At 65.6% G+C, this 12,257-nt stretch carries 9 protein-coding genes and 1 pseudogene; 6 read left to right on the top strand and 4 right to left on the bottom strand.

The genetic code is table 11. The features are described 5' to 3' along the window. Positions 1-126 precede the first annotated feature (126 nt). The 4 genes from mads4 (at position 127) to CCR82_RS15520 (ending at position 4,121) form a co-directional block, all read left to right on the top strand. Complete coding sequence (mads4, locus tag CCR82_RS15535; protein ID WP_201246713.1) at positions 127-702, top strand: methylation-associated defense system protein MAD4; 576 nt, start codon at positions 127-129, stop codon at positions 700-702. A 293-nt stretch (positions 703-995) separates the two neighbouring features. Beyond that, positions 996-1,229, top strand: a complete 234-nt coding sequence (locus tag CCR82_RS15530; RefSeq protein ID WP_201246712.1) for a hypothetical protein — start codon at positions 996-998, stop codon at positions 1,227-1,229. 85 nt (positions 1,230-1,314) lie between these two features. Beyond that, complete coding sequence (gene pglZ, locus CCR82_RS15525; RefSeq protein ID WP_201246711.1) at positions 1,315-3,339, top strand: BREX-3 system phosphatase PglZ; 2,025 nt, start codon at positions 1,315-1,317, stop codon at positions 3,337-3,339. Further along, positions 3,339-4,121: a hypothetical protein gene (locus CCR82_RS15520; protein WP_201246710.1), complete on the top strand. Its 783-nt coding sequence runs from the start codon at positions 3,339-3,341 to the stop codon at positions 4,119-4,121. The genes pglZ and CCR82_RS15520 overlap by 1 nt, the downstream gene beginning before the upstream one ends. Positions 4,122-4,542: 421 nt before the next feature. Here CCR82_RS15520 and CCR82_RS15515 read toward each other — a convergent pair. Continuing rightward, positions 4,543-5,922 (bottom strand): annotated as a pseudogene (locus tag CCR82_RS15515) (DEAD/DEAH box helicase); the annotation flags it as partial. Positions 5,923-6,224: 302 nt separating this feature from the next. Then, complete coding sequence (locus CCR82_RS15510; protein WP_201246708.1) at positions 6,225-8,009, bottom strand: DEAD/DEAH box helicase; 1,785 nt, start codon at positions 8,007-8,009, stop codon at positions 6,225-6,227. Positions 8,010-8,189: 180 nt separating this feature from the next. On the opposite strand from CCR82_RS15510, the gene CCR82_RS15505 reads away from it, so the two are divergent. Next, the gene (locus tag CCR82_RS15505) at positions 8,190-8,657 is read left to right on the top strand and encodes a YaiI/YqxD family protein (RefSeq protein ID WP_201246707.1); all 468 of its coding nucleotides are present in this window, start codon (positions 8,190-8,192) and stop codon (positions 8,655-8,657) included. Here the strand turns inward: CCR82_RS15505 and CCR82_RS15500 are convergent. Beyond that, a complete protein-coding gene (locus tag CCR82_RS15500) occupies positions 8,654-9,412 on the bottom strand; it encodes a lysophospholipid acyltransferase family protein (RefSeq protein ID WP_201246706.1) in 759 nt (252 codons plus the stop codon). The genes CCR82_RS15505 and CCR82_RS15500 overlap by 4 nt on opposite strands. Before the next feature lie 106 nt (positions 9,413-9,518). Continuing rightward, positions 9,519-11,501: a primosomal protein N' gene (locus tag CCR82_RS15495; RefSeq protein WP_242513527.1), complete on the bottom strand. Its 1,983-nt coding sequence runs from the start codon at positions 11,499-11,501 to the stop codon at positions 9,519-9,521. A gap of 134 nt (positions 11,502-11,635) precedes the next feature. Between CCR82_RS15495 and CCR82_RS15490 the strand changes: the two genes are divergently transcribed. After that, complete coding sequence (locus CCR82_RS15490) at positions 11,636-12,235, top strand: HNH endonuclease (protein WP_201246705.1); 600 nt, start codon at positions 11,636-11,638, stop codon at positions 12,233-12,235. Positions 12,236-12,257: the final 22 nt, after the last annotated feature.

Raw genomic sequence — 12,257 nt, 5'->3', positions numbered from 1 at the left:
TCCGGAATCTTGCGGGCATCGTTCATCCACTCGTTGGCCATGATATCCTCCGCAGGGTGGTCTGATCGCCTGCTTTAATTATAGACCAGATGCGTTAGTTGTCTGGATTACAAATGGCTGGACAATATGAGGTCGATCCTGCGCAAACATCAGGCACTGGGAATCCGGCAGATCGCTGTCGACATCGAGCGTCACCCGCTGCGTGATTCTGGCATGGTGCAAAGCGGCGCCCAACTGACGCGTATGAAGAAGGGCTACTATCATAAGGCGTTGCTGATGTGGGACCACCACGGCTCAGGCCGTGATCACAAGCAAGCCCCCGCTGCGGTTCAAGACGAGATTCAACGCGATCTCGATGCCTATACCTGGAAGGACAAGAGCGCCGTCATCATCTTGGTGCCTGAGTTGGAGCAATGGATCTGGTATTGCGAAAGCGCTCTGCTCAACCACTGCGGTATCACGAACGAGCAACTCCAGGGTTTCGTTGATGCCTATGCGCGCAAAATGAGCAAGTCTCCAGACGAACTGAAGGCTGAGCAGCCCAAGGAATTGTTCGAGTACGTCCTGCGGGATCGACTCAAGCGGACCATCTCACCACGAGATTTCGAGGAGATCGGATCTCGCGCGGGGATTCAGGGCTTGATGGCGTGTGACTCGTTCCAAGCAATCGTTGACAGACTCCGCGCCTGGTTTCCGCTGTGATTGTCGCCCTACAATGGTGTCGATGAGCTGGCTCATGGCGGATGAGAAGCGCTGATCCGTGTTGGCTTATACCCTAGGTCCGCACCTACCGCCGAGCGCGCTGCGACGCCGAGGAGACCGAGTGGCGCAATGAGCTGGCGGCAATGCGCGCCCTGCTGCCGGAGATCCGGCCCTTGCTGCTGCTGCGGATTCTGCCTTCTGACGAGGTCTAACTTGTCTGACAGCATTCTCGACGCGTTCGCGCCCCAGGTCGGCAGGCTCCATCCTTTCGCCAACTTCACCGAGTGACAGCCATGGTCCATCCCATCACACTGAATCAGGCAATCGACACCGTTACCCAGCTCCCGCTCCAGCAGCAAGAGATGCTCCTAGATATCCTTCGTCATCGGCTGAATGAGGCGCGTCGCCAAGAGATTGCCGACGCCGCTCGTCAAGCCCAGGCGGACTTTCAGCAAGGCCGATTGACAGCCAAATCGGCTGATGCCGTGATCCAGGATTTACACCGGTCGCTCGAGGAAGAGGCGTGAGAAAGCTGGTCGATATTCCAAGCTTAGCGCGCACACGCGAGTGCGAGTCCAACCCTCGAACATTGACATCAGTTCTCGCGGGACGATGAAGCCGAGCTGGCGCGACCGCATCCTCGACGCCTTTGTGCCCCAGGTCAGCAAGCTGACGCTGGTGGCCGATCCGGACCGTCTGCTGACCGAGGAGAAGCTGGCGCTGGCGCTGCGCGAGCGCGGCTTCGAGCTGATCGACTTCGATGATCCGGTGGCCTTCCGCTACGCCTACGAGTCTGGCTATCGCGCGCGCTGGGATCAGGGGGAGCAGACTGATCTCGTGGTGATCCTTCGGTTGCAGGACGCCGAGCTCGAGCGCCTGCCCTACGATCTGCTGCAGGCTGGGCGGACCCTGTCCTTCAATCTCGGCGAGCTGTTTCCGCGTCTGAGCTACCCAGTGATCGAAACGCTCGATCGCAGTCTGCTGGATGCGCTTTATGCGGCTCAGACCAGTGCTAAACCGGATGATCGGCTGGGTGACAACGCGACCAAGGATTTCATCCTGCGGCACCTGTTCGGGGTGGCCGCGGAGCTGATCTGCAATGAGGTCGATCTGCTGCGCGCCTTGCTGCGCCTGCACTATGGTCAGCGGGTGCTGCCGGCAACCCTGGCTCAGCGCTTGATTCAGTGGCTCGAGACGCGTGCCGATTTCGAGTCTTGGCCGCTTGCGGAGATCGTGCCGGATGCTGAGGGCTTCTTTGCGTTTCTGCAGGAGCGCTGGCCGGTCTTTCTGTTGGAGTATGCCGCGATGGATCGCATTGAGGATAGGCGTCTGGACAGGCCGCGACAGCGGCAGCGACTCCGGTATCCAGGCCCAGCGCGGCTCCCGTTCGATCATCATGACATCCGTGTCTACGTCGACGATCTGTTCTTGGAGGGTCGCCTCACGCCCGTTGCCGTCGATGGTGTCGATACATCGGGCGGGTCCCTGGCTGGATCTTGGATGCGCGGCGGGATCATCCGTCCTGATGCCGATGATGAGGCGCTGCGCATAGCCCGGCTGTTCGAGCGTCTCGAGCAGTCCCCGCCTGCGGATGACTGGCGGCATTCGGACTGGACGGGATTCGCGCTGAAGTGGGCCGAGCTGGCGGCCAAGGTACATGGTCGCAGCGATCGCGAAGATCACGCCCGGCTGTGCAGGCTCGGCGAGGCGCTGAATCGGCGCTTTGCCGGCTGGTTGACCAAGCATTACGCCAGTCTGATCAATTTATCGCCGACACAGCCGGCCATGCTGCATCATGTGGCGCGTCACCTTGCGCGGCGGCTCGAAGGGGCCGGGGAGCGCCGGCTGGCGTTGATCCTGGTCGATGGTCTGGCACTGGATCAGTGGGTGACGGTCCGCCAGGCACTGCAGGCGCAAGACACCGAGCTCTTGCTGCGCGAATCGGCGGTCTTCGCCTGGATTCCAACCTTGACCTCGGTCTCCCGGCAGGCCCTGTTCGCCGGCAAGCCGCCACTGTATTTCCCCGGCTCGATCCAGTCGACGCATCGTGAGGAGGCGCTGTGGAAGCAGTTCTGGGAGGGCCATGGACTCTCGCGTCTGGATGTCGGCTATCAGCGCTGCTTGGGCGACGGCGATGCCCTGCAGAGTTTGGACGCCCTGATCCATGGTAAGACGCGGGTGCTCGGGCTGGTGGTGGACAAGGTCGACGAGATCATGCATGGCATGCAGTTGGGCGCGGCTGGGATGCACAACCAGATCCAGCAGTGGCTCCAAGGCGGCTTTCTGACAACACTGATCGCGCGCTTGCTCGAGCGCGGCTTCGAGGTCTGGCTGACCGCCGATCATGGCAATGTTGAGTGCATCGGCAAGGGGCGACCGCAGGAAGGGGTGATCGCCGAGACGCGCGGTGAGCGGGCGCGCGTCTATCCAACCGCGGATCTGCGCGCTCAGGTCGCCGAAGATTTTGACTTCGCGCTGCCGTGGACGCCAGCCGGTCTGCCGCCGGGCTATTTTCCCTTGCTCGCCTGCGGTCAGGATGCCTTTGTCAGTGCTGGCGAAAAGCTGGTCGCGCATGGCGGCATGGCGCTGGAGGAGGTCTTGGTGCCCTTGGTGAAGCTGACGCGGCGGCGACCTTGATGGGCAAGCGGCATACGGCCTTGGGCATCAAGCAGACGATCCGGCTGGAATGGATGCAGCGGGCTGCCAATCTGAGGCTCGCGGGCCTGGACAAGCAACGCATCCGGGAGGATCTGCACGAGTATCTCGCTGAGCGGCGGGGGAGCGGCCAGGAGGGGATGCGGAGCGATCAAAGTCGCGCCTTCGCCGTGAACTGTCTGATGCGGACCTGGGTCAGTCCGGACCCGGCGCTCGTCAGGCTTCGCGATGCGCTGCTGCTGGTCTTGGCTGAGCAGCCAGCGCTCGGCCTCGCGGCGCATTGGGCGATGATCTCTGCCGCCTATCCGTTCTGGTGGTCGGTCGCGCGTCATACCGGGCGGTTACTCGCGCTACAGGAGCAGGTCACCTGGGCGCAGATCCTCAACCGATTGCGAGAAGATTATGGCGATCGGCAAAGCGTGAGCCGCTATGGACGTTATGTGGTGCGCTCCTTCGTCGCCTGGAGGGTGTTGGCCGATACGGCGTCTAGAGGATGCTACGAACTGACCACGCCGTTGGCGATCCCCGATGCCGATCTTTGCGCGCTGCTGTTCGAGGCGACCTTGCATGCGATGCCCGAGGCGAAGGCGGAGCTAGGTCTGTTGCTGGCCAACCCGGGGTTGTTCCCGTTCCGACTGCCATGGATGGGTGGCGATGTGATTGCTCAGCAGAGCGATCGGATGGAGGTGGTGCGTTACGGTTCGGAGGCGGACTTGTTGCTGTTGTCGCGGGGCCAGCGCTTGGCTGGTCCCGCGTCATCCTGACTCGATGCCGCCCTGATCGCCGTTCCGTGGCAAGACGAACGCATCAACCGAGCCTGGCTCAGTGCGCTTGCTTGCTCAGTGAGTGACTCGGATACGTCCGTTCGGGCTAGGCTGAGCCGCCTTAGTCGTCGCGTCCACCGAGCAGCGCGGCCGTCTCCTGTGAGCGGCCCCGTCTCTGATGGCGGTGGGTGCTCGGGCGGCTGGTGTCGGCCCCCTGGCGGCGTCCGTGGCCGCGTTTAGCGGCTGCGGAGCCGGGCCTGGGGGCGCCGTCTCTGGGGGCGGCTCCATTCGCTGCTCGCTGAGCAGTTTGACTGCCCGCTGAGCGACGTCCAGCTTGGCCATCGGCACGGTGATGATGGCCGTTGGGCGAACCCTGAGCACCGTTACTAGCCACATTGCGATCGCCGTCGCTGACTGCGTAGCGACCACCAGAGCCGTGACCACCCTGGCCGCGTTGCTCGTCAGCTCTGCCGCTGCCGGCACCCGCGCGGCGCGGTCGTTGCCCCGGAGCGGCGGCGTTGCGGCCACCCGCACCGGCGGGACGCGGTCCACCGCGGCCGTTCTTGATCGGCTCCGGCGGGATGCTGGGGTCCGGGTCGTAGCCAGGCTGGATGATCTTTGGCACCTGGCGCTTGAGCAGACGCTCGATGTCGCGCAGCAGTCGGTGCTCATCGACACAGACCAGCGACACGGCCTGGCCCTCGCGTCCGGCGCGGCCGGTGCGCCCGATCCGATGCACATAGTCTTCCGGCACATTCGGCAGCTCGTAGTTGACCACATGCGGGAGCTGATCGATATCGAGCCCACGCGCGGCGATGTCGGTGGCGACCAGTACCCGCACATCACCGCTCTTGAAGCCGGCGAGCGCGCGGGTACGCGCACCCTGGCTCTTGTTGCCGTGGATCGCGGCGGCGCTGAGACCGTCGGTCTCGAGCTGTTCGGCAAGGCGGTTGGCACCATGCTTGGTGCGGGTGAAGACCAGCACCTGGCGCCAGTCGTTGGCGCCGATCATGTGACTCAGCAGCTCGCGCTTGCGATGGCGATCGACCGGATAGACCACCTGATCGATGCGCTCGGCGGTGGTGTTGCGCGGCGCGGCCTCGATCAGCTCGGGGTTGTTCAGCAGCCGCTCGGCAAGGCGCTTGATGTCATCGGAGAAGGTCGCCGAGAACAGCAGGTTCTGGCGCGCGTGGTTCGGCGGCAGCAGTGCCAGCACCTTCTTGATGTCGTTGACGAAGCCCATGTCGAGCATGCGGTCGGCTTCATCGAGGATCAGGGTCTCGACCTGGGAGAGGTCGACCGTGCCTTGGCCGGCGTGGTCGAGCAGCCGCCCAGGCGTGGCGACCAGGATATCGACGCCGCGGCGCAGTTGCTCGATCTGCGGGTTGATCTTGACCCCGCCGAAGATCACCGCCGAGCGCAGCGGCAGATACTGGCCATAGGTTTGGATGCTCTCCTGGACCTGGGCCGCGAGTTCGCGGGTCGGGGTCAGCACCAGCGCGCGAATCGGGCGGCGCGCCCCGGCGGATGCTCGACCGCCGGGCTGTCTGCCTGCTTGGCCGCTCGCTTGGCCAGCGGATCGTTCGGCGCTTCGGCGCGAAGTCTGGGTGCTCAGGCGCTGCAGCAGGGGCAGGGTGAAGCCGGCGGTCTTGCCGGTGCCGGTTTGCGCCGCCGCCATCACGTCGCCACCACCGAGGATGGTCGGGATGGCCTTGATTTGGATCGGGGTGGGTTGGGTGTAGCCCTGCTCGCGAACGGCGCGCAGGAGTTCGGCCGACAGGCCAAGGGTGTCGAAGGACATGCGATTTTGGACTCCAGATGGGCCCTCCCGTCCTCAAACGAGGCGGGAGCCGGTCCGGGCTGGATGAATGAGTTGCCTTGAGCGGCGATGCTTGCGGGTCAGCGAAAACCCTGCTCTCGCGCAGCTCGCGATTGGCCTCGGGCCGATGGCGGAGTGCTGCCTCGAAGGGTGGCGGAGCAGGAGAGCGGCGAACGGCCCAAGCGATTTTCGGCGACCGCGTCCGCCAATGGCGGATGGTCGCGAGCGGTGCCGACCGGTCCAGGCACCCGAAGCGTGAGAGTCTAACTCAAAACCGAGCTTGGTTATCTGTTTTTCTTCGCAGGCTTCTTCGCCGGGCGGGCGCGATCGGCCCCGGGCGGGCCGGATCTCGGTCCCTTTGGTCGCTGCGGACGCTCGGTGCCTTGCTCCGCATCGCCCGCTGCGCCGGGCTCGCTGCGCGTGAGGTCGAGCGCGCGCCCGCAGACGCGCACCTTGCGCAGGTCCTGCAGCAACTCGCGCGGCATGCCGGTGGGCAGGTCGACCAGGCTGAACTCCTCGTGGATATCGATGCGGCCGATATGGCGCGCATCAAGCCCCGCCTCGTTGGCGATGGCGCCGACGATGTTGCCGGGCTTGACGCCGTTGCGGTGGCCGACGGCGATGCGGAACCGCTCCATGCCCTGATCCGGGCTCGACGGCGGCCGGCGTTGCTGGCGCGGGCGCTCGTCGTCATCGCGGCGCGGACCGCGACCGCGCTCGGGGCGCTCGCGCTCGGGTCGTTCGGGCGCGGTCAGTAGCAGCGGCTGATCGCCGATCGAGAGCTTGGCCAGCGCGGCGGCGATCTCGACCGCCGGCACGTCGTGCTCTTCCTGATACTGCTCGATCAGCCCCTGCATGAAGCCGAGTTCGCCGGCGGCGAGGGTATCGGTGATGCGCTGCTTGAAGTCGGCGATGCGCTTGTTGTTGACCGTCTCGGTCGAGGGCAGGGTCAGCGGCTCGATGCGCTGGCGGGTGGCGCGCTCGATGGCAGCAAGCATGCGCCGCTCGCGCGGGGCGACGAACAGGATCGCCTCGCCGGTACGCCCCGCGCGCCCGGTGCGGCCGATGCGGTGGATGTAGGCCTCGGTATCATAGGGGATGTCGTAGTTGACGACATGGCTGATGCGCTCGACATCGAGCCCGCGCGCGGCGACATCGGTCGCGACCAGGATATCGAGCGCACCGCTGCGCAATTGATCGACCATCTGCTCGCGCTGCTGCTGGGGCATGTCGCCGTTGAGCGCTGCGGCGGTCCAGCCGCGCGCGCCGAGGCGAGTGGCGAGTTCGGTGGTCGCGGTCTTGGTGCGCACGAACAGCAGCAGCCCCTCGAAGGGCTCGACCTCGAGGATGCGGGTGAGCGCGTCGAGCTTGTGCATCCCGCTCACCAGCCAATAGCGCTGGCGAATGGTCTCGGCGGTCGCGGTGGCGGCCTCGATGCTGATCGACTGTGGTTGGTTCAGGTGACGCTGGGCGATGCGCTGGATCTGGCTCGGCAACGTGGCCGAGAACAGCGCGATCTGGCGCTGCGCCGGGGTCTGCTCCAGAATCCACTCGACATCGTCGATGAAGCCCATGCGCAGCATCTCATCGGCCTCATCGAGCACCAACGCCTGCAGCGCATCGAGGCGCAGGGTTCCCTTGCGCATGTGGTCCATGATGCGCCCTGGGGTGCCGACGACCAGATGCACGCCGCGTTTGAGCTGGCGGATCTGGCCGCCATAATCGGAGCCGCCGTAGATCGGTAGCACCTGGAAGCCCCCGAGCGCGCTGGCGTAGCGCTGACAGGCCTCGGCCACCTGCAGGGCCAGCTCGCGGGTCGGTGTGAGCACCAGCACCTGGGGCGTGCGCTGGGCCAGATCGATGCGCGCCAGCAAGGGCAGCGCGAACGCGGCGGTCTTGCCGGTGCCGGTCGGGGCGTGACCGAGCAGATCACTGCCGGCCAGCAGGTGCGGGATGGTCGCGGCCTGGATCGGTGAGGGGGTCTCGTAGCCCACGGCGTCGAGCGCGCTGAGTAAGGCAGGGGGCAGCCCGAGATCGGCGAAACTCGGGGTGGAAGCGGAGTCGGACATGAAAGAACGGCCTAAGGAGCGGGAGAGAGGATGGGCGGGTCAGCGGGCGCAGCCGCGCGAGAGCGGGCTGGCACGTCGGACAACATCACAGTGTAGCGCAGCTTGCCGGCTCGGCTGAGAAGAATCGTCGAGCGCCGGTCACAGCATGGGGCATAGGGTGGGAGTATGGGAGCTGAGGGTATGCAGATCTGGGTCGATGCCGATGCCACGCCGAATCCGGTCAAGGCGATTCTCTATCGCGCCGCGGAGCGGGTGGGCATTGCGCTCACGTTGGTCGCCAACCAGCCGTTGCAGGTGCCGTCCTCGGCGCGGATCAGGAGCGTGCGGGTGGGTGCCGGTTTCGATGTCGCCGATGACTACATCGTCGCTCAGGCGCAGGCCGGTGATCTGGCGATCACCTCGGATATCCCGCTGGCGGCCGAGCTGGTCGCCAAGGGCTGCCAGGTACTGAGTCCACGCGGCGAGGCCTTCACGCCGGAGACCGTGCGCCAGCGCCTGAATATGCGCGACTTCCTCGAGACCATGCGCGCCAGCGGCCTGGAGACCGGCGGGCCGCCGGCCTTTAGCCAGGCGGATCGTCAGGCATTCGCCAACGCACTCGATCGCCTCTTGGCGCGCGCTGCTCGCGACGCGCCCGAGTCGCCCTAACGCAATGTGCCGGGATAATGCTGCTGGATCCAGGTCTTGGCCTCGGCGGTGATCTGTTTCGGCGACTTGCCGGCGACCGCGAGCGGCTCTCCGATGCGCAAGCGGATGGTACCGGGCAGCCGCAGCAACGAGCGGCTGGGCCAGCAGTCGCCGCTGTTGTGGGCGATCGGCAGCACTTCGATGCCGGCGCGCGCGGCGAGCATGGCGCCACCGACATTGAAATGACCAATGGTGCCCGCCGGTTGCCGCGTTCCCTCCGGATAGATGACCACGCTGATGCCGTCCTCGAGGCGCTGCTGGCCAACGCGCAGCAGGGTCTTGAGCGCTTGCGAGCCCTTGGAGCGATCGATTGCGATGGGCTTCAACAGGGCCAGCGCCCAACCAAAGAACGGCACCCACAAGAGTTCTCGCTTGAGGATGGTGGCCTGCGGCGAGATGAGCAATTGCAGATAGAAGGTCTCCCATTGGCTTTGATGGTTGCACATCACCACCAGGGGGCGGTCCTTGGGGAGGTGTTCGAGACCTTCGACCTCGATCTTGACCCCGTTCAAGTGCTGCAACAGCCACATGGTGGCCCGCGACCATAGGTTCACGAACCAATAGCGCTGCTCGAAGCTTTGCAAGGGGGCAACGGCGAGCGAGAGCAGGCTGTGGATGATGCCAATGAGATTGTAGAGGATGAAGAACAGCAGGCTGAGGAGTCTGATCCCGACGCTGTTCGATGAGGGCGTGTTGGTTGGGCGAGCAGTGGGCATCTGGTCGAGCTGAGGTCGATGATCGGGAGGGGATTATCCCTTGCGGGCCCCGGTTCCGAAAGGGCGCCTGAAAGGGCGGTGGCGTATGGGTTCGAGCCTGTCGTTTTCAAAGACTCTCTTGCGGATCGATATCGAGACTCCAACGCACTGTGCGCGTGTTCGACAGGGCGCGCAGGCTGGGCAGTAAGCGATCGATCAGTGCATGCAGTGGTGCGCGCTGAGCACACTGCAGCAGCAGTTGGGCACGGAAGCGCCCGGCGCGGCGCTCCATGCTCGCCGGCGCCGGCCCCCAGACCTGCACTGGCCCGGCGTCGAGCGCCAGCACCCGCGCGCGCGCCTCGCGCAGGAAATCGAGCGCCCGTTGCGCGACTCGGCTATCGGCGCGCACCAGGGCCTGAAAGCTGAACGGCGGCAGCGCGGCTTCGGCCCGCTCGGCCAGCGCGGCATCGGCGAAGGCGCCATACCCCTGGCGCAGTAATCGGATCAGCAGCGGATGATCGGGATGGCGCGTCTGCAGCATCACCGTGCCCGGCTGCTCGGCGCGCCCGGCCCGGCCAGCGACCTGGATCAGGAGTTGGGCCATGCGCTCGGTGGCGCGAAAATCACTGCCATAGAGTCCATGGTCGAGGTCGAGGATGCCGACCAGGGTCACGCCGGGCAGGTGATGGCCCTTGGCCAGCATCTGCGTGCCGAGCAGGAGCGGATAGGCACCCTCACGCGCGGCGGCGAGCAGGCGCTCGAGATCCCCCTTGCGGCGCGTGCTGTCGCGATCGATGCGCGCCAGCGGAATGCCGGGGAAGCGCTGCCGCAGGCTATCCTCGACCCGTTCGGTGCCTTGCCCGAGCGGGCGCAGATCGGGCGATTCGCACTCGGGACAATGCACCGGCAAGGTGCGTTGATCACCGCAGTGATGGCAGATCAGCAGGCCGCGATCGCGGTGCAGCGTCATGCGCGCGTCACAGTGCAGGCAGACGCTGATCCAACCGCAGTCGTGACAGGTGAGCACCGGCGCGAAACCGCGACGGTTGAGGAACAGCAGGACCTGATTGCCGGCCTCGATCACCGTCGTCATGCGCGTCAGCAACGCATGCGAGAGACCGGTGATCAGGTGCTGCGAGCGCACATCGACGACGAGGAAGCGTGGCGGTTCGGCGCCACCGGCGCGCCGGCGCAGATGCAGATGCCGATAACGCCCGCGCTCGGCATTGCGCAGCGTCTCCAGCGAAGGGGTCGCCGAGCCCAGTAGCACCGGGCAATCGCGGATCTGGGCGCGGCGCACGGCCAGATCGCGCGCCGAGTAACGGAAACCATCCTGCTGCTTGAGCGAGACATCGTGCTCCTCGTCGACGATCACCAGCCCCAGGTCTGGCAGGGGCGTGAAGATCGCCGAGCGGGTGCCGAGGATCAGCCGCGCCTGCCCGCGCGCGGCGCGTTGCCAGCCGCGCTCGCGCTCGCGCTCGGTGAGCCCGGAGTGCAGCACCACGCGTTCGGTGTCGAGGCGTTGCGCGAAGCGCTCGGCGAGCTGCGGCGTGAGGCCGATCTCGGGCACCAACACCAACACCTGCCGGCCGCGCTCCAGCGCCGCGCTGATGAGGCGGATATAGACCTCGGTCTTGCCGCTGCCGGTGACCCCATCCAAGAGGAAACACTGGAAGCCTTGCGCCTCGTGGACGGCGGCGATGGCGGCTTGCTGCTCGGCGTTGAGTGTCGGGCTGGGCGCGGGTTCAAAGGGCACAGCATCATCGCTTGGCGCGGGAGCACTTGGCACCGGCCGGCGCAGGCGCGCGGGCAGGGCGCTGAAGATGGCCTCGCCCGGCGGGCACCGATAGTAGTCGGCGGCCCAGCGAATCAGCGCGAGATCCTCGGCGCCGAGCAGCGGTTCCCGGTCGAGGCAGCACTCGATCGCTTTGAGCCGTTCGGGCGCGATCGACGAGCGCTCCTTGCGGGCGACGATCATGCCGACGCGGCGGCTGCGGCCAAAGGGCACCAGCACGCGCTGACCAAGCGCGCAGTCCGCTTCCTGCGAGGGGAGCAGGTAGTCGAAGACCTCGGCTAAGGGGGCGGCCACGGCCACTTGAACGATCGCCAAGAATAGCGCTCCTTCGGTTCGCTGGTATGTGATGCGCAGGCTCGCATCTTGCCCGAAATCAGCAAGCGTGTATGATTGCCGCGACGGTCTGGTCGCTGTCGAATCTTTCGATCCCGAGCCCAGGGTTCCGAGCTATGTTGTCACTGAGCCAACAGGTCTTGCGCACCGATCTTGCCGGTATGCCACTGGAGTGGATCGATTACAAAGCCGCCGCCAGGCTCTACTTCCTGGGTCAGGTGGCCTACGCCTGCGGTCATCCCATGCTCTTGTTGCGGGGCGGCATCAATGCCCGCACCCGAACGCGCACTGAGCTGCAGATCCACTCGATCATCGCCACCCATGGCGCCCAGCACGGGCCGACCAAGCTGAGCGATGATTATGTGCCGCCGCTGTCGAATCACACCCTGTTCCAGCGCGATGACCACCTCTGTCTCTACTGCGGGGGACGCTTTTCCTCGCGTCATCTCTCGCGCGACCATGTGCGGCCGGTGAGTCGCGGCGGCGCCGATGACTGGAACAACGTCGTCTCGGCCTGCCTGCGCTGTAACAACTACAAGGCCGGTCGCACGCCCGAGGACGCGGGGATGCAACTGCTCGCGGTGCCGTTCACGCCGACCCATGTCGAGTATATCTATCTGATGGGCCGCAACGTACTGGCCGACCAGATGGCCTTTCTGCGCGCGCATTTTCCACGCACGAGTCCATTGCTCAGGCGGCTGGCCGCGGCGGCCTGAGTGGCGTTCACAGGAGCAAGTT

Source organism: Halochromatium salexigens, from assembly GCF_016653295.1.
Taxonomy (GTDB): domain Bacteria; phylum Pseudomonadota; class Gammaproteobacteria; order Chromatiales; family Chromatiaceae; genus Lamprobacter; species Lamprobacter salexigens.
This window is presented reverse-complemented; position numbering and strand designations above follow the sequence as displayed.

Bases quoted from the DNA above. Each gene is read 5' to 3' on its own strand.
- CCR82_RS15500 (WP_201246706.1), bottom strand. From the start codon at position 9,412: ATGCCCACTGCTCGCCCAACCAACACGCCCTCATCGAACAGCGTCGGG.
- CCR82_RS15490 (WP_201246705.1), top strand. From the start codon at position 11,636: ATGTTGTCACTGAGCCAACAGGTCTTGCGCACCGATCTTGCCGGTATG.
- CCR82_RS15530 (WP_201246712.1), top strand. From the start codon at position 996: ATGGTCCATCCCATCACACTGAATCAGGCAATCGACACCGTTACCCAG.
- CCR82_RS15510 (WP_201246708.1), bottom strand. From the start codon at position 8,009: ATGTCCGACTCCGCTTCCACCCCGAGTTTCGCCGATCTCGGGCTGCCC.
- CCR82_RS15520 (WP_201246710.1), top strand. From the start codon at position 3,339: ATGGGCAAGCGGCATACGGCCTTGGGCATCAAGCAGACGATCCGGCTG.
- pglZ (WP_201246711.1), top strand. From the start codon at position 1,315: ATGAAGCCGAGCTGGCGCGACCGCATCCTCGACGCCTTTGTGCCCCAG.
- CCR82_RS15505 (WP_201246707.1), top strand. From the start codon at position 8,190: ATGCAGATCTGGGTCGATGCCGATGCCACGCCGAATCCGGTCAAGGCG.
- mads4 (WP_201246713.1), top strand. From the start codon at position 127: ATGAGGTCGATCCTGCGCAAACATCAGGCACTGGGAATCCGGCAGATC.